At 46.1% G+C, this 16,569-nt stretch carries 16 protein-coding genes; 9 read left to right on the top strand and 7 right to left on the bottom strand.

The features are described from left to right. Nucleotides 1-61 precede the first annotated feature (61 nt). Nucleotides 62-694 (bottom strand): YceI family protein, encoded by a 633-nt coding sequence (locus EZE20_RS03835; protein WP_132114664.1) that lies wholly within the window; start codon nt 692-694, stop codon nt 62-64. Nucleotides 695-861: 167 nt separating this feature from the next. After that, entirely contained in the window at nt 862-3,216 is a 2,355-nt protein-coding gene (locus tag EZE20_RS03830) for a S9 family peptidase (protein ID WP_132114662.1), read from the bottom strand. A gap of 211 nt (nt 3,217-3,427) precedes the next feature. Here EZE20_RS03830 and EZE20_RS03825 point away from each other — a divergent pair, with 211 nt between their 5' ends. Both EZE20_RS03825 and EZE20_RS03820 read left to right on the top strand, forming a co-directional pair. Next, a complete protein-coding gene (locus EZE20_RS03825; RefSeq protein ID WP_132114660.1) occupies nt 3,428-4,729 on the top strand; it encodes a DEAD/DEAH box helicase in 1,302 nt (433 codons plus the stop codon). A gap of 26 nt (nt 4,730-4,755) precedes the next feature. Next, nucleotides 4,756-5,280 carry a DinB family protein gene (locus EZE20_RS03820; RefSeq protein ID WP_132114658.1) on the top strand — a complete coding sequence of 175 codons (525 nt, stop codon included), beginning with the start codon at nt 4,756-4,758 and terminating at the stop codon, nt 5,278-5,280. 75 nt (nt 5,281-5,355) lie between these two features. On the opposite strand, the gene EZE20_RS03815 is transcribed toward EZE20_RS03820, so the two are convergent. The 3 genes from EZE20_RS03815 to mnmA form a co-directional block, all read right to left on the bottom strand. Continuing rightward, a complete protein-coding gene (locus tag EZE20_RS03815; RefSeq protein ID WP_199879868.1) occupies nt 5,356-5,850 on the bottom strand; it encodes a YciE/YciF ferroxidase family protein in 495 nt (164 codons plus the stop codon). 321 nt (nt 5,851-6,171) lie between these two features. Beyond that, nucleotides 6,172-6,447 carry a SelT/SelW/SelH family protein gene (locus EZE20_RS03810; RefSeq protein WP_132115106.1) on the bottom strand — a complete coding sequence of 92 codons (276 nt, stop codon included), beginning with the start codon at nt 6,445-6,447 and terminating at the stop codon, nt 6,172-6,174. A gap of 186 nt (nt 6,448-6,633) precedes the next feature. Next, a complete protein-coding gene (gene mnmA / locus EZE20_RS03805; protein ID WP_132114656.1) occupies nt 6,634-7,737 on the bottom strand; it encodes a tRNA 2-thiouridine(34) synthase MnmA in 1,104 nt (367 codons plus the stop codon). Between the two features lie 226 nt (nt 7,738-7,963). On the opposite strand from mnmA, the gene EZE20_RS03800 reads away from it, so the two are divergent. The 6 genes from EZE20_RS03800 (at nt 7,964) to EZE20_RS03775 (ending at nt 14,054) form a co-directional block, all read left to right on the top strand. After that, a complete protein-coding gene (locus tag EZE20_RS03800; protein WP_132114654.1) occupies nt 7,964-8,590 on the top strand; it encodes a beta/alpha barrel domain-containing protein in 627 nt (208 codons plus the stop codon). Between the two features lie 225 nt (nt 8,591-8,815). Continuing rightward, nucleotides 8,816-9,445: a PspC domain-containing protein gene (locus EZE20_RS03795; protein ID WP_132114652.1), complete on the top strand. Its 630-nt coding sequence runs from the start codon at nt 8,816-8,818 to the stop codon at nt 9,443-9,445. A 65-nt stretch (nt 9,446-9,510) separates the two neighbouring features. Continuing rightward, nucleotides 9,511-9,696 (top strand): LiaF transmembrane domain-containing protein, encoded by a 186-nt coding sequence (locus tag EZE20_RS03790; protein ID WP_132114650.1) that lies wholly within the window; start codon nt 9,511-9,513, stop codon nt 9,694-9,696. 12 nt (nt 9,697-9,708) lie between these two features. Continuing rightward, nucleotides 9,709-10,761 (top strand): LiaI-LiaF-like domain-containing protein, encoded by a 1,053-nt coding sequence (locus tag EZE20_RS03785; protein ID WP_132114648.1) that lies wholly within the window; start codon nt 9,709-9,711, stop codon nt 10,759-10,761. A gap of 175 nt (nt 10,762-10,936) precedes the next feature. Beyond that, nucleotides 10,937-11,602 (top strand): hypothetical protein, encoded by a 666-nt coding sequence (locus EZE20_RS03780; protein WP_132114646.1) that lies wholly within the window; start codon nt 10,937-10,939, stop codon nt 11,600-11,602. A 502-nt stretch (nt 11,603-12,104) separates the two neighbouring features. Further along, nucleotides 12,105-14,054, top strand: a complete 1,950-nt coding sequence (locus EZE20_RS03775) for a tetratricopeptide repeat-containing sensor histidine kinase (protein ID WP_132114644.1) — start codon at nt 12,105-12,107, stop codon at nt 14,052-14,054. Here the strand turns inward: EZE20_RS03775 and EZE20_RS03770 are convergent. Next, entirely contained in the window at nt 14,051-14,701 is a 651-nt protein-coding gene (locus tag EZE20_RS03770; RefSeq protein ID WP_132114642.1) for a response regulator, read from the bottom strand. The genes EZE20_RS03775 and EZE20_RS03770 overlap by 4 nt on opposite strands. Before the next feature lie 252 nt (nt 14,702-14,953). Here EZE20_RS03770 and EZE20_RS03765 point away from each other — a divergent pair, with 252 nt between their 5' ends. After that, on the top strand, nt 14,954-15,712 hold the full coding sequence (locus EZE20_RS03765) for a M15 family metallopeptidase (protein WP_228713516.1): 759 nt from the start codon (nt 14,954-14,956) through the stop codon (nt 15,710-15,712). Between the two features lie 16 nt (nt 15,713-15,728). Here EZE20_RS03765 and EZE20_RS03760 read toward each other — a convergent pair whose 3' ends face one another. Then, a complete protein-coding gene (locus EZE20_RS03760) occupies nt 15,729-16,469 on the bottom strand; it encodes a GIN domain-containing protein (RefSeq protein ID WP_132114640.1) in 741 nt (246 codons plus the stop codon). Between the last annotated feature and the right edge of the window lie 100 nt (nt 16,470-16,569).

Below are 16,569 nucleotides of genomic sequence, written 5' to 3'. Positions count from 1 at the left end.
GCACTCCTAAGGTAGAAGTGCTTTTCTTTTCTCTGAATTATCGACTTATTTCACTCAAAAATCAGTTGGCTGCTACCAATTTAACGGCCAGTTCAATATCGTTTGACAGAACCATTTCCTGCATCGGGTGCTTGAAAGACACATCGTATTTGGTCCGGTCGAAGGTGAGGTCACCAGTCATAACAACCTGCCCGTTTTCTTCCGAAATTGTTACATTTTCAACTTTTTCAGGATTCGTTTTTCCACGTACGGTTAGGTTCCCCATGATCGTGGTTCCTTCCGAACCGGTAATTTCGAAAGTTGCCGTTGGGTACTCTTCTACGTTAAAAAAGTCATTGGAAGACAGGTGACCTACCAATTTCTCCGGCGTACGATCTTCTTCGGGCTTGTAGTTTTTATCCGTAGGGACAATCGATTTCAAGTTGACTTCAAACGTACCTCCCGTTACCTTACCGTCAGCAACAGTTACGTTACCCGAGTTCAGTTTTACGTCGCCCGAGTGATCGTACATTCCAACCATTGTCCCTTTCCACATCACATTGCTGGCGGCAGTATCAATGCTCATAGAGCCATCGGCAACCACGGAAGCAGTAGAGTCGGCGGTTTCTTCGGTAGTAGTTTCGTTGGATGAACAGGCAGTAAATAAAACCAGCGCTGAACCCAGTACGGCAAGAGATAGATAAGATGTCTTCATGTTTTTATGCTATTTTGTATTTGAAAAAATAAATGTATATACATCTTTCTGCTTAACCTAACTTTCGGGTGAATAGTTCTTTGGTACTTCTAAAATACAAAAAATAGTGAATAACTCTTGGTTATTCACTATTTTTTCAAAACCATTATATACTCTATTCCAAGAGTTTAGCGCAATTTTTCCTCAAAAAGCTTCAAAATTCGCTTGTATTCATCCGTCCATGAAGAGGCCTCCACGAAGCCATGATCCTCCATTGGATAGGCCGCAAGCTCCCAGTTGGATTTGCCAAGCTCGATCAAGCGCTGCGACAGACGCGCGACATCCTGAAAATGCACGTTAACGTCGACCATTCCGTGGCACATCAGCAAATGATTTTTTAGCCCGGCGGCATGATAAATCGGCGAACTGCGGCGATACGCCAGGCTATCTGCCTGTGGCTCGTTCAGGATATTGGCCGTATAGCCCTGATTGTAGGCGGCCCAGTCGGTCACGGGCCGAAGTGCGGCTCCGGCAGTAAACACATCAGGCGTGGTAAAGAGCGCCATCAGGGTAATGAATCCTCCGTAAGAACCTCCATACACGCCAATTTTTTTAGGATCAATGCCGTATTTTTTCACCAAAAGAGCCGCTCCGTCCACATGATCGGTCAAATCTTTTCCTCCCATGAACCGGTAAATTCCCGTGCGCCAGTCACGACCGTAGCCGGCACTCGCCCGATAATCCATGTCCAGTACCGTATAGCCTTTGTCGGTGAGCAGGTTATGAAACATGTATTCCCGAAAATAGTTACTCCACCAGAAATGCGCATTTTGCAGATAACCGGCGCCGTGCACAAACACCACCGCACGGCCATTTGACTTTTTGGGTTCGTAAATCCGGGCATAAATATCGGCGCCGTCGGAGGCTTTTATGGTAATAATTTTTGCTTCCCGCCAGGCATATTTTCTAAATTCTTCGGTAGTTGATTTCGTGAGTTGTTCGGTCTTTGATGATGCGTCATTTGATTGCAGGAACAATTCCCAGGGCTGATTGCTCGACGAATATCGAATGGCAAGCTGCGTTTCATCGGGCGAGAGAACGACCTCATGCGCCCCTTTGGCTTTGGTCAATTGCTGACGCTCACCTCCGCTGACGGCCATTTTGTAAAAATGTTTTTCGCCGGGGTGTACTTCGTTGGTTGTCATATAAAACCACTGCTTATCCCGTGAAAGTTGCACGCTCTGCACTTCAAATTTTCCACGCGTCAACTGCGTTTTCTTTCCGGTTTTCACATCTAGTGTGTAGAGATGCGAGTAACCATCGGCTTCACTTTGAAAATAAAGCGTTTGGGAATTTACCCACCCCAACTCTCCGGCACTCATAGAATAGCCTCCCACACCGGGGCCGCCAATCCAGGCTTCGTCGCGTTGACGATCCAGAAGCGAGAGAGACAAAGAATCAGGATTAAACCGCATAATCCAGCGGTCTTTGTTGTCCAGCGACCGCACCACGACCACCGCATTTTGACCATCGGGTGACCAGAACGGACCCAAAACGACCACATCGCGTTTTTTATTTTTCCACAGAGAATCCTGTTTTGGGTAATCTTTCAGGTAGTCCGGTTTGTCCGAAATACCCACAATTTCTTTGGTACTTACCTGCCGGGTTGTATCTTTTTTTACATCATACACCCAAAACTCAAAAGCCGTAGGCGCCGCGCCGACTTTCCCGCGAGCGGGCAGGTCTTCCGTAAAACCTGACTGCGTCACGTAGCTTGGCACAACGGTACGTTTGGCAGATTTGTCGGCTTTGCTTAGTTGATAGGTCACAAACCGTCCATCCGGACTAAGCTGCTGCCCGCTGACCCGTTTTTCATCCAGGTAAATTTCTTTGGGTCGGGTTGGTTTTTCGGCTTCGCTGATCTTCTTTCCTGCATCTTTCTTCTCTTTTCGTTCTTTAAGAATCTCAAACATCGCCAGCTGATCGGCTTCCAGCCATGTATCCTGAATCGATTTTTTTGCTTCTTCTTTTTTCTTACCCGATTTAAAATCAGTGTGTTGCGTAAGCAATCCGGTTGAAAGTGAAATACTGAAAATATTATCATCTTTTTCAAAAAGAACGCTTTGCTCGTCGCCGCTGAATGTCGGATTGCTCTCATTTTCAACGGTATTGGTCAACTGCCGGACCTGATTGGTTTTGCAGTCAAGCAAATATAAATCGCCATTTTTCACGTAGGTTTTCAGGGTAAATAGTCGGTTATAGACACCCTGAGCGGCGGGCAATTTACGGCGTTCCGACTGCGATACCTTCATAGTTTTTTTATCCGACAGAGAATAAAGGTATAGAGAATCTCCCGGTGCGGCTTCGGGATTCCAGTCAAAAAAGATGGTGCGTGAATCTTCCGACCAATGCACATTTGAGGGCGAAGTACCGATCCAGGTTTTAGGATCCCGCATGATTTTTTCCACGGTTAGCTGTGCGTGGGCAGGAAAAAAAAGGAGGGCTATACAAGCCAAACCCAGGGCGGGCAGTAATTTCTTCATAGAGTTTACGGTTGTTTTTAGTCTTTTGTGCAAGATAATTCGCCCCGTTTGCTTTACCCAACGACTCGTACTTTCTGAATGAAATAATCTTTTGCAGGCCTTTTAAACGGACTTCTTTTACCGCACTTGCCTTCAAAGCTAATATTTACTGAATACCCGTAGCTCGCATTATTTAAAGTACCTTTGCCTGTTCAAACGAGACTCGAAACCAATGGTAGAATCTATTCTAAAAACCTTACAGCTCACCGCCCTGAACGCCATGCAGGAGGCCGTGCTACACACTAGCCCAAGCCAGGATTTGCTGCTGCTTTCTCCCACCGGATCGGGCAAAACGCTGGCTTTTTTGCTTGCTGCGCTGCAACAACTTCCTGCCCAACCGGTAGGTATTCAGGTGCTTGTGGTAGCGCCTTCGCGCGAGTTGGCTTTGCAGATCGAAAGTGTTTTTAAGTCTATGGGAACAGGCCGAAAGGTTAGTTGCAGCTACGGTGGGCATGCCGTCAAGACCGAAGAAAATAGCCTGATTGAGCCACCCACGGTTTGGATTGGTACGCCGGGCCGCATTGCGCATCATATTCGAAAGCGAAATGTGGCGCCCGAAACGATTCAGACTTTGGTACTTGATGAATTTGATAAAGCGCTGGAAATGGGCTTTCAGGCCGATATGACCTTTATTATCAGATCACTGACCACCCTTAAACGAAGAATATATACCTCAGCTACGACGATTTCGCCGCTGCCCGATTTTGCCCAAACAGAATCGTTGACCGAAGTTAATTTTCTGGAAGACCGTACCGCTGCTCCCGACCTGCACCTGCAAACGGTACTGACCACGGGCCCCGAAAAACTCAGTACGCTTTTCTCGTTGCTATGTGCAGTAGGCTCTACGTCTACGTTGGTTTTTTGCAATCACCGCGACGCCGTCGAACGCATCAGTGAGGTACTGACCACGCGCGGGCTTGTGCACACCATTTTTCACGGCGGGCTCGAACAACCCGACCGTGAGCGGGCCCTAATGAAATTCAGAAATGGCAGTTCCCGAATTTTGATCGTCACAGATCTGGCTTCGCGCGGGCTGGATATTCCTGAAATACAGTCAATTATACATTACCAAATGCCTTTGACCGAAGAGGCTTTTGTACATCGAAACGGACGAACCGCCCGTATGCACGCTTCGGGACATGCCTATCTACTTTTGGCAGAAGACGAAAAACCGTCGTATGTATCGATTGAACCGGAAGAATTGACCCTACCCGAATACGACCGGCTACCCGCCGAACCTGAGTGGGAAACGCTCTACTTTTCGGCTGGAAAAAAAGATAAAATCAGTAAAGGAGATATCGCCGGACTTTTGATGAAAAAAGGAGAACTTACCAAAGACGAAGTAGGGCTGATAGAAATAAAGGATGTTGGCTCATTTGCGGCGGTCAAACGCTCCAAAATTGAACGTGTCGTAGCCCGGATTTCGCAGGAAAAATTAAAAGGTCAACGAATTAAAACCGCCATTGCCCGCTAATTTCTACTACTAAAATTCAGCAAATTATGGAAAAATCTACCTTGCCTTTCATGCCCGTTTTTTTTGATCGCTATATACATCAGGTCGAGGATATTCCGCTGTTGGAGGCGCTCGAAAAGTTTCGTCCTGCCCAACTTTTTGCAGATCAGCAACGCTTGCAACAACTTGGCGATCAGGTATATGAAGAAGGAAAATGGACCGTTCGGGATATTCTGCAACATTGCATCGATACCGAGCGAATCATGAGTTACCGGGCGTTGCGGATTGCAAGAAACGATCAAACGCCTCTGCCCGGTTTTGAAGAAAACGATTTCGCACAGGAAGCCCGCGCCCAACAACGCAGCCTGACAGATTTAATGGAAGAATTTGAAGCGCTCCGCATGTGTACATTGCTGCAATTCAAGTGCTTTGATGCTGACGTATTACTTCGTCAGGGGACGGCTTCGGGGCAGGCTATTTCGGTAGCAGCGTTGGGTTTTACCATCGCCGGACATGCGTTACATCATCGTCGGATTTTGCAGGAACGATACTTTCCTTTGCTTGATGCGTAAAAGCAAAAAAATAGCGTCGAAGAAAAATTTCTTCGACGCTCCTGAATTCCTACCTTAGAGGTATTGGGAAGGCATTTATTCTGCCTCAACATTTATGCGTTCAATTGCTAAATTGTTCAGTTTAGTATCAGCATTTTGCTCTTCGGCGAGTGTCTGATCCAACAGTTTAGCTACTTCTTTATGTCCTAGCTGCTTGGCGTAGCGGGCGGCAGTTCCGTAGCCTGAGATTTCGTAATGCTCCACACGCTGTGCTTCGGCAATAATTCCGGCATCCATTACAGCAGGTTCGGCTGATTCGGACAGAAAATCGGAGGCTTCTTTGAGAATTCCTTCGATCGCCTTGCAGGTTTCTCCGCTGGGTTTAAAGCCCAAAATCTTGCAGGCTTCTTCCAAACGTTTTTTCTGCTCTTCGGTTTCTGCTAAATGATCGGTCAACGCTTGTTTGAGTTGCTCGTCAGAAGCTTTCTTTGCCATTTTCGGCAAAGCCTTAATAATCTGTGATTCTGCACTATACAAATCTTTTAGCTGATGTTCCAGCAAATCATCCAGATTTTTCATTTTATCCGACATGGTTCTTAATGTTTTAGTTGATGAAAGTTCATCAGATACTTTTTTAGTATCTGTTCAGGTATCAAAGCTAAAAAATCGAACCAGTCCGGCTTTTCATTTACTGGGGATAAGTTAGTTAAAGTTATATTTTAAAATAAAATTTAACCATCTGAATTTCAATGCTTTATAAATAGCCTTAGGCTACTAAATAAATTTTATACTGTGAAGAAAAGTGGCGAAGAATCCCCATGGATGTCTACAAAAAAACATATACAGAAGTCCTGCGACGGTAAGGAAGTGGCCGACAAAAAAAAGTCGGGGAAGAAAATCCTCCCCGACCTGTTACCGATCGCTGTGGCCCAGCTTTTTGTCCGGCGCTATCTGATCCCGCAGCCGCTGTTTGAGTTCTTTGGGTTCGGGAAATCGGCCTTCCTGTTTTCGATCCCATAAAATAGCGTCACCTACACTTACGGTAAATCGTCCGGTGGTTTCGGAAGGGTGCAACGTTACGCCGTAAAGCTCATCCCTAAACGTGGTGAGCAATTCCTGCGCCATCCAGGCCGCCCGCAACAACCACCCGCACTGCGGACAATATTCGATTTGAACCGTTGGTTTCATATTAGTAGCTATGAGCATTTAGCGATTAGCGGAACGCCGCCCGGCTGTTAGCTTTTTCATCTAATTGATATTCAGTTTATTAAATAGATTCCCCCCTTGTCATAAGTTGATTTGTGGTCAACTTATTTTAGGCAATCACAAATGACAACAAGACTAATTGCTAATAACCTAAAAGCTAGCAGCTATTTACTGCCGAAAACTTTTCATGATCCAGCCGCCGCCTACTACATCGTCGCCTTCATAAAAAACGGCTGCCTGACCGGGCGCAATGCCATTGACGCCGTCGTGAAAATCAACCCGCATGCGGTCCGGCTCTTCCTGCGTTATAATGGCCGACGTTCCTTCATGCTTGTAGCGTACTTTGGTCACAGTTTCGAGGGGCTGATCCAGCGCAGCGTATTTTTGCATATTTAATTTGCTGACATACATGCCATTCCGAAGTAAATCGGGCAAATCTCCCAAAACAACCTCGTTCGTTTCTTTTCTGATTTCGGTAACGAAGGCGGGTTTTCCGAGTGCAATTCCGAGGCCTTTGCGTTGGCCTACGGTATAAAACGGATAGCCTTCGTGTTTGCCAAGAACGGTGCCGTCTTCGAGCACAAAATTCCCCCCGGCGACTTCCCGTTCCAAACCGGGCAGTCGTCTTTTGAGAAAACCGCGGTAGTCGTTGTCGGGCACGAAGCAGATTTCGTAGCTCTCCGATTTATTGACCAAATCAATAAAACCCCGTTCTTTGGCCATTTCCCGAATGTCGGATTTGTGCAAATGTCCCAACGGAAGTTTGGTACGGCTCAGACTTTCCTGCGAAACGCCCCACAACACATAGCTCTGATCTTTCCAGGCATCTTTGCCTTTGGAAATCACATAGCGTTCGTTTTCATGGCGAATGTTGGCGTAGTGCCCGGTGGCAATATACTGACAGTCAAGACGGTCGGCGCGACGCAGCAGGGCATCCCATTTGATGTGCGTATTACACAAAACACAAGGATTGGGCGTTCGACCTTCCAGGTATTCGCCTGTAAAGTGATCGATGACATAGTCACCAAATTCGGTGCGTATGTCCAGAATGTAGTGGGGAAACCCGAGCTGCACCGCAATGCTTCGGGCGTCGTTAATGGAATCGAGCGAGCAGCAGCCCGTTTCTTTTTTGGTGCCGCCGCTGCCGGCATAGTCCCAGGTTTTCATGGTCATTCCGATGACCTCGTAACCTTCTTCGTGAAGCATCACAGCCGCAAGCGAGCTATCAATACCGCCGCTCATAGCGACCAGAATTCGTCCGTGTTTACTCATATAGGTAATCTGCGAAGGGTCAAAGCCTTCCGATTGGTTAGGTTGATTGAATGGTATCGGAACGAAACGTTCCGGACAGCAAATTTAGTTCCTTTTTAGAACAGAACAGAAGATTGTACTAGTTTTGGCATATTGAAGCAATTCACGATCCTGTCAAATCATGGATATTCGGAACTTGCCTGACCCTGAAACTAACGGCTTTAATTTTCATTTTCCCGTATCTAGTATGCTATCGACCTTTGTAAAAATCAGCAATGTGACTAACCTTTCGGACGCCCGCTATTGTGCCGGGATGGGCGTAGATATGTTGGGTTTTTCCATGGATGAATCCTCAACGTTTTATATTTCCCCAAAAAAGTACGAAGAAATGCGGGCATGGATTGCTGGCGTGCAGCTTGTTATCGAAACCCGAGAAACCGACCCAAATCGGTTAGTGCAGCAACTTTCGCTATACCCCTGCGAAGCGGTGCAGGTTGAGGATCCTAACCTGTTGCCATTTTTGTCAACTGAGCTAAATAAGCCGCTGCTGCTGCGCGTGGATGTGGATCATTATGAAGCCGGAGAACTGGAAGCCCTCATGGGGCGCTATGCGTCGGATGTAACGTATTTTTTGCTGGAAACCGAGAAAAATGAGCCCCTGACCGAGCATTGGAAACTGATGATTGGTGCACTCGTGCGCGATTATCCTATTCTCCTGGGCTTTGGGCTTGATGATGCAGATAAGGTCACAGAAGCCTTGTCCCAAACCAAGGTGGCCGGCATTGCCCTGCGCGGAAGCGCCGAACTCCGGCCCGGCTACAAAGATTTTGGCGCGTTGATGGATATTCTGGAAGCGCTCGAAACGGATGACTAGCCGCTAAACTTCCTGATTTTCGGATAGATTGTCGCAAAGTTCACCCATAAAAATCGCCATTCAACCGTTTCAAAAACCATTTATAAGTTTTCTGATGAAGGTATCTTGCATTACCTACTACCTTTGATTGCAAATAAAGGAAAAACTTTATTACTTTGAAGAAAAGGCGCAGGTCAAAACGGCCATCGTCCTTCAAAAAAACAATCACCTGAACATTTATAAACCATGGAAAAGAAATTAACCCGCATACCCGAAGATGCTGTTTTGGGTGGCGTAGCTTCGGGAATGGCCCACTACTTTGGCATTGACAAAACCATCATCCGCATTTTGTGGGTAGTAGCGCTGCTTCTGCCGGTTCCTCCCAGTTTTTTCTGGACAACTGTCGCCTATATCATTTTTTGGGCAGTTTTGCCCGAAAGCCATCCATCCACAACCTATATGCCTGGTGAAGACCCATCGACTACACCTCCCTCCCGTTCTTACTTTTCGGATGCGAAAACCAATCCGGACCGGACCGTAAAAATTCTCGGTATCGCACTATTGGCCGTTGGTGCATTTCTTTTGCTGGACGAACTCCCCTATTGGTATCGTTTCCGGGAGTATGTATGGCCGGTAGCGCTCATTGGAGCAGGTGCGTATCTGCTTCTGCGGCAGCGCGATAAAGAGCAGTATACCCAAAGTAGCGGAACGGATTTTACATCACCTCCTCCCACGCCGCCCGTTGATCCAATGCCGCCCGTCGACCCGGATCCCGTACCTTACCGTCCGTTTGACAGCAATGAGCCCGGAATGCCTATTGATCCGGACAAAGATTTACCTTCGGGAACCGACGGCGATTCACCACAGATTAAATAAACGCATGTGGGCTGATCCCAAAACCTGATTTAAAAAAACCTTACAACCTAAAACCGATCATAGCCATGAATTTTAAAAACGTTTTCTGGGGCATTATGCTCATTGTCATTGGTACCTTATTTTTGGTGGAAGAACTCTCCGATTTTGATTTTGGAAGCTACTTTTTGCCCATCGTACTTATCGTGTCAGGTGGTATGCTTCTTATAAAGCATCAGTTTAGTTCGGGTCAAAATACCAACTCCAACTACTAAACTCAACGTATTATGAAACGATCAAATGGAATATTCTGGGGCGGGCTGCTCGTCGTGATGGGAGTTGTCTGGCTCCTGCGAAACATGGGCTACCTTTACCTGGACTGGCAGGAAGTATCCCGTTTCTGGCCCGCATTACTCATTTTGGCGGGTTTGAGCCTGCTGGCTTCCGGCGGCGAGCGGCGCGGCATTGGGGGCGGCGTGGCCGGAATCCTCATCGTACTTGCCGTTTTGGGCGGAATTACCCACCGGACCGAACGGGCACTCGATCGCCACTCAAACAATTGGGGGTTTGACTGGGATGATGACGAAGACTGGGATTGGGACAGCGACCGGGATAAAGACCGTAACCGTGAAAGGGATCGAAAATCTGACCCGCGCGGACAAAAGTATGAGGACGACGATGCAGATTCTTCAAGCAGCCGGCGCGGTAGCCGCAACGATCACTACGAGTACGATCTGGAATCGGGTTTGCAACAGGCTACCCTGAAATTTGAGGGAGGAGCCGGTGAATTCAAACTCAAAGGAAACACCAACAAGCTTTTTGAGGCCGATACTCGCTCATCTCTCGGTGGCTTTACCTCCACAATTCGCAACAACCGCAACGTTGGGTCGGCGGAGATTGATTTCAAAATGGAAAACAACAAGGTCAATCTCAAAGGGAAAAATATCGAAAACAGCGTTGAATTTTCCCTTAGCGAAAGCCCGATCTGGACAATTGACATGGGCGTTGGCGCCGGAACGGCTGATTTTGATTTGAGCAATTTTAAAGTCAAAAAACTCAAAGTAAGTACCGGTGTGGCGGATCTTGACCTTAAACTTGGCGACAAATTGGAAACTATGGACGTCGAAATTGAGTCAGGCGTAGCTTCCGTCACGGTCGAAGTGCCCGAATCTGTGGGTTGTGAAGTACGTTTGGATGGTGCCCTGAATGTAAAAAAACTAGACGATCTGGTAAAAATTTCGGACGGGCTTTACCGCTCGCCCGGATTTGAGCAGACAAGTCGCAAAATCATCATTCGTTACGAAGCAGGATTGTCGGAAGTAAAGATTCGACGCTACTAATACATTTAATTTCAATCATTTATATAGCGGCTTTTGACCCGGAATCACCCGGTCAGAAGCCGTTTTATTTTTTTACAAACTCAGGCTTGCCGTTTACTAAGTAGAACTTCAAACGGCTTGAAGCCACCTCTAACTTTTTCTATATTTGGTTAATCATCAAACATACTTTTACCAAATGAAAAATTTTACCTTAACTCTCCTGCTGGGTTTCCTGACACTTGCGCCGATTTTCGCACAGGAATCAGGCAATTATATTTCGGCAACAATTGACGGTAAAGAATGGAAAGCCGAAGCAAAACGCCTTAAAATTCCGGTTAAGAATGTCAGATACCTGGCTTTGGCAGGATTTGAAATAAGCCCTGATGTGCAGCTATGGCTCAGATTTTACTATTCGGGTGATGCCCTGCAACCGGGAACTTACCCGATTGAATCGCTCGAAGAAATGGAGAAAAAGGGCTACAAACCCAAGTCAGAAGGGAAAATGTGGGCGTTGGTAGATTATAGCGAGGAAACCAAAAAAATGGGGCACGGATTTCATGATGGAGAATCGCAAAGCGGAACTGTGACAATTACGGCAGCCACCGAAACTTCCGTAGAAGGTACTTTTGAGGCCACATTGAAAGGAGTTTACTATCAGAAAAGAGCACTGGCAACAATGACAGGAACAGGCCTGCGCGGAAATCTTGAAAAGAAGCTATTGACCAAAGCCGGTGCAGGCATGGTGGCAAATACCGATCCGCACTATCACGAAAATTCTAAAAAAACCAGCGAGACCGACACGATTACGATTACGAACGGGAAGTTTAAGGTAGATTGGACCAAAGAAGATAAGGAGAACTGATCGTTGAAAGGCCGAGAACCAACAAAAAATCCGGTCATTGCTGACCGGATTAAATGATTGAAAATTAGTGTGTGTGTGTGTGTAAGGTGTGGCAAAGCGTATTGCTTGGAATGAGATAAGGGAACGACTTTATAAGTTAATTAATAGTATGTCAGACCGTGGGCAGACGGATTTACTAAACCAGATTAATAAGTAACCATATGTTTAGCAAACCATTTTCGTCTGCCGCGCAATGAAATCACGGAAAAAAGTTGATATCAATGTATTGAAACGATAATCAACGTTCTTTTTTATGGATAGAGTGGGTCTCGCTGACAGCTTTTATATCGGATGCATCACAAGTGCCAGAAGCATTACATGTTTTGCATTAATTATCTATCTTTGAATTATTGTGTTACAAAAGTCGAATTAAATGTTGCAACTGACAATACTGTATTTCTGGTATTTTCCTTGTATATTCGACTGTATTTTGGAAAAGGTGACGTAGAAATCCTGATTTTGCATGAAAAAAACCTTTTTTTTCGTTGGTTTGCTTTTTCTACTCCCCGGGATTCTCCCGCCTTTGTATGCCACAGACGTACCGCGCTCTTCCATTTTATACTGGGAAAGTCAACCCGGCTCTCAGCTTCGGGACACCACGCTGATCCGATTGTATGCCAAAAGTGCCGAACTAGTTTCTGAAATCGACAGTTCGCTTGCGTGGCTGCACAAAGGCTATAAAGTCGCTCTTAATCTTCACTCCTACACATGGCTTGCCTACACCCACAACCAAATCGGGAAGATCTATTTGCGAAAAGGTGTAACTTTTAATGCCATTGAGTATTTTTTTAAGGGACTCCAATACGCTGAACTTGCCAATGACACTTCTCAGCAGGCTTTCAGCTGGGATATGATCGGAGATTGCTATGCCGATCTGAAAGATTTTGAAAAGGCAACTTCCGCGGAAACCAAGGCCAAAAAATTATACAAAGACACCCAAAACCTCCCGGATTTTCTTGGCGCTTCCAACGACCTGAGCGCCATTTTGCGGGCAAGAGGCCTATATCAGGAGTCTTTACAAATTCTGGAAGAAGGCTTGCAGGTCAATCAGGAGGTTCAAAATCCACGATTTGAAAGAAAAGCCTACTTCAATCTTGCCGCCACCTATTTGAACATGGAAAAAATTGCGGGTGCCGAAAAGTATGGTTTGAAAGCATTAGCTCTTGAACAACAGCTCAATGGGCGCGCCAATGCTGAATTGTTGTCGTTGCTGAGTTTGATAAAGAGTCAACAGAATGCCGAGCAAGAGGCCCTAAACTACGCAGGCCGGGCAGAGTTGTACCTTGCTTATGAGTGGCCGCACGTGAAAGAGCGGGTTGCTTTTAATCTGTATGAAACCTATAAATACCTGAATTATCCCGATAGCGCTCTGCAATGGTATGTTCAATTTGTTGAGTTTAGGGACAATGCTATGGCCGAAGGACAAAAAAAGCGGATTGAGACTTTGCGCTATGAGTATGATGCACAGCAAAGAGATGCCCAAATGCAGGTCCTTGAACAGGACATGGTGCAGCAAAGTCATATTCGAAATGGGCTGATTCTCGGCATTATCATCTTTTTGCTTCTGGTATTGGCCCTTTTTCGTATCAATAGCTTGCTGCGCAAACGAAAAGAAGAATTGGATCATACCAATCGTCAGCTGCTGGCAATGGGGCAACTGCTTCAACAGACGAATGCTACGCTGGAAACACGCGTGGAGCAGCGCACGCGGGAACTGATGCAGGCAAACCGGGCCCTGACGCTCAAAAATAACGAGATTCAGGAAGCACTGATTCGCGGGCAAAGCATAGAACGCAAGCGTGTTGCGGCAGAACTACACAACAATTTAGGAAGCTTACTATCGGCTCTGAAATGGCGCCTTGAAGCCATCGATTTCAATCACCTATCGCCTTCGGAAGAAAAATTACACGAAAGTGTCGTAAGGCTCATCACCGATGCTTATAATCAGGTCCGGCATATTTCCCACAACTTAATGCCTTCGATTCTGGAAAAGAAAGGGCTGATGCCGGCGCTTGAAAAATTAGTCAATGATCTGAATCGGACCGGAAAGGCTCATTTTGAACTTAATTATCCAAAAGATATACATATTGAGAATAATAAAATATCTTTTGAATTGTACAGCTGTGTGCTCGAATTGGTAAATAACATCTTGAAACACGCCAATGCCCGTCAGGTCGTGATTGAAATTGTCCAAACCGAGCGTTTTTACATAGTACTGATCACCGACGATGGCGTCGGGATTCCTAACCCGAAGAATTTGGTGTATGGAAATGGGCTTGAAAATATTCTTCACCGGATTAATTCCCTGCAAGGTCATTTTTCAATTTATCCCATGAAAAACGAAAAGGGCACCACCGTAACGCTGCGTATTCCGCGAAAACTGGTAAAACCAACTACTAAACTATTTGCTTAGATAAGTTTGTATTTAATGGCAAACCGGGTAAGTGCAACAACGGTATGAATATCCAGTTTTTTGAAAATATTTCGACGGTGCGTGTCTACCGTTTTGGGAGAAATAAACAGTTTATCCGCAATCTCCTGCGTTGGTACTTCATTGACAATCAAGCGAATAATCTCAATTTCACGCTTACTGAGCGAATTAATGGTATCGGATGATTCGTAGCCGTTGACGGCCCCATCGTTGCTGAGCTGAGATAATTGCTGATTTACATCTTCGGTAAAATAGCGCTCCCCTCCGGCCACAGTAAATAGCGCCGTTTCCAGTTCCCGCCGCGATACTTTTTTGAATACATAACCCCATACACCTGCATGCAACGCAGAACGAATAATCTCGGGGCCTTCTTCCATAGTCAGCAAAATCAGCTTGATTTGAGGGTAACTCTCCCGCATACGAAGGGCAAGCTCAATGCCATTTAAACTCGGCATGTGCATGTCTGACAAGACAATATCGACCGGGAATTGTGAAAGCTTTTCGAGAGCTTCCATGCCATTTGTTGCCGTAGTGGACACGCTGATACCTTTAATAGAGGATATCATCATGGCCAAACTATCCAACACAATTTCATGATCATCTGCAAGTAGCACGCGTATTTCTTTCATAGGTAGTGGTAGGGTATACAGGAATAGTTGTTTACATGAAATGCAAACTTTCTTGGGGTTAAAAAAATGATTCAAGAAAGATACATTATAATTTACTACAATCGAATCAGGATAAATATATTTTTGTAATCTTATTAAACAAGGCAATAGTTGCAGGGGCTTTTTGACGTAAACAACCGATCATTGTGGATTAAGTAGTGGAAATGAAAGAATAACAAAACTACTTTGTCAGCCCGAAACCATTCATAACGTATGTACTTCCAACGCATGTTTTTAGTCATTTTCTACATTTTCATTGAACTCGCCTGTCAACCTAAAACCAGTCAGGAAACCCAAAGCAAGGCGGATTCTGTGCCACAAACTTCGACAGTAAAGCCTGTTAATCAATCTCTTCCGAAACTTGAACAGCAAATGATCAAGCAAGGTCTGGTGGATATTCAAAAACTGGATCCTACACTTTTGGTAGATTTGAAGTACTCAACAACTGATAATTTTGTAAAAAAAGATGTCTATGGTGAGTTGGAAAAAGCGTACTTACAACCTGACATTGCCAGGAAACTTCTGCGTGCACATAGCCTGCTGAAAACGTCGCATCCGGACCTCCGGTTGCTAGTATACGACGCAGCCCGGCCCAATTCTGTGCAGTATATTCTGTGGGATGCACTGGACGGACTTCGCATTCCGGAAAAGCAAAAACCTCAGTATGTGGCTAATCCGGCCGTGGGATCAATCCATAATTTTGGCTGCGCCATCGACCTCACCGTAGCAACAACAAAGGGAGCACCCCTGGACATGGGTACTCCCTACGATTTTTTTGGACCCCTTGCCTATCCGCGCATGGAGCAGCAAATGCTCAATCAGGGAAAACTCACCCGACAGCAAGTAGCCAATCGGGCGATTTTGCGCAAGGCAATGACGCAGGCGGGCTTTACCGTAAATACAACCGAGTGGTGGCATTTTGACGGAATGTCACGCGCCCAAGCCAAAGCTCGCTACGGCATCATCAAGTAGGATTTGGGCGAAGAAACTATTCCCGAATTAAGGTACTGCCTCCCGACAGCCGCTGATCTACCGTAGGGGTACCTCGGTAGCGAAGATTGCTGGCACCGCTCGCATCAATTTTCAGAAGGTCAGTCACAAGTACGCGTGCCCGGCTTGCTCCCGAAAGGACTAAATCTGCATTTGACACCTCATAATCAAAGGCATACAGCTGCGATGCACCCGACATCTCGCCTGAAAGTGAGCTGCCTGCTCCTGCAATATCCAGCTCCGAGGCTCCCGAAAGATTGATGTCAAGATTTCTAACAGATCCCGTATAGGTCAGTTTTGAGGCTCCTGACAAAATTAAATCGAGCGAGGGAAGGCTACTAAAACCCTGAATGGAAGAAACGGACGCACCCGAGAAATCTGCTGAACGGAGGTCTGGCATTACAATATCAATTTCCATGCGTTCACGCCGGGCTCGCCAGGTGTTGCGGTACCGGATTTCGAGAACACCGCTGCGCGTAACCCGGGCGTCCAAATCATCCAGGTCGTTCAGTTCGCCGGTGGCACGAATCTGGAATTCATTTCCCTGCGAAACATGTATCACAAACGCATTTCCCAGGGAGATTCCATCAAAGTTAATCAGATCAATTTCCTTGCTTGTCACTCCGCGCGGCGGAATATCGTTGTCGCGGGTGTTGATGTAAATACACGAGTGCAGTGTGCTCACAAAAAGTGTCAGGAGTGTGAGACGCAGGGCGGAATTAAAAATAGATTGTTTCATGGCTAATAGGTACAAATGGCTATAAACGTACTAAATAAATGTTCTTTCTTTTGGGACAATCTACGGAGTAAATCCCCCCACGACCGGTAAAAAAACTTTT

Origin of the sequence: Arundinibacter roseus (assembly GCF_004348825.1) — a bacterium.
GTDB lineage: Bacteria > Bacteroidota > Bacteroidia > Cytophagales > Spirosomataceae > Arundinibacter > Arundinibacter roseus.
This window is presented reverse-complemented; position numbering and strand designations above follow the sequence as displayed.

Coding starts and splice junctions, on each gene's coding strand:
- EZE20_RS03790 (WP_132114650.1), top strand. CDS start 9,511: ATGAATTTTAAAAACGTTTTCTGGGGCATTATGCTCATTGTCATTGGT.
- mnmA (WP_132114656.1), bottom strand. CDS start 7,737: ATGAGTAAACACGGACGAATTCTGGTCGCTATGAGCGGCGGTATTGAT.
- EZE20_RS03785 (WP_132114648.1), top strand. CDS start 9,709: ATGAAACGATCAAATGGAATATTCTGGGGCGGGCTGCTCGTCGTGATG.
- EZE20_RS03810 (WP_132115106.1), bottom strand. CDS start 6,447: ATGAAACCAACGGTTCAAATCGAATATTGTCCGCAGTGCGGGTGGTTG.
- EZE20_RS03795 (WP_132114652.1), top strand. CDS start 8,816: ATGGAAAAGAAATTAACCCGCATACCCGAAGATGCTGTTTTGGGTGGC.
- EZE20_RS03780 (WP_132114646.1), top strand. CDS start 10,937: ATGAAAAATTTTACCTTAACTCTCCTGCTGGGTTTCCTGACACTTGCG.
- EZE20_RS03760 (WP_132114640.1), bottom strand. CDS start 16,469: ATGAAACAATCTATTTTTAATTCCGCCCTGCGTCTCACACTCCTGACA.
- EZE20_RS03770 (WP_132114642.1), bottom strand. CDS start 14,701: ATGAAAGAAATACGCGTGCTACTTGCAGATGATCATGAAATTGTGTTG.
- EZE20_RS03815 (WP_199879868.1), bottom strand. CDS start 5,850: ATGTCGGATAAAATGAAAAATCTGGATGATTTGCTGGAACATCAGCTA.
- EZE20_RS03800 (WP_132114654.1), top strand. CDS start 7,964: ATGCTATCGACCTTTGTAAAAATCAGCAATGTGACTAACCTTTCGGAC.
- EZE20_RS03765 (WP_228713516.1), top strand. CDS start 14,954: ATGTACTTCCAACGCATGTTTTTAGTCATTTTCTACATTTTCATTGAA.
- EZE20_RS03835 (WP_132114664.1), bottom strand. CDS start 694: ATGAAGACATCTTATCTATCTCTTGCCGTACTGGGTTCAGCGCTGGTT.
- EZE20_RS03820 (WP_132114658.1), top strand. CDS start 4,756: ATGGAAAAATCTACCTTGCCTTTCATGCCCGTTTTTTTTGATCGCTAT.
- EZE20_RS03825 (WP_132114660.1), top strand. CDS start 3,428: ATGGTAGAATCTATTCTAAAAACCTTACAGCTCACCGCCCTGAACGCC.
- EZE20_RS03830 (WP_132114662.1), bottom strand. CDS start 3,216: ATGAAGAAATTACTGCCCGCCCTGGGTTTGGCTTGTATAGCCCTCCTT.
- EZE20_RS03775 (WP_132114644.1), top strand. CDS start 12,105: ATGAAAAAAACCTTTTTTTTCGTTGGTTTGCTTTTTCTACTCCCCGGG.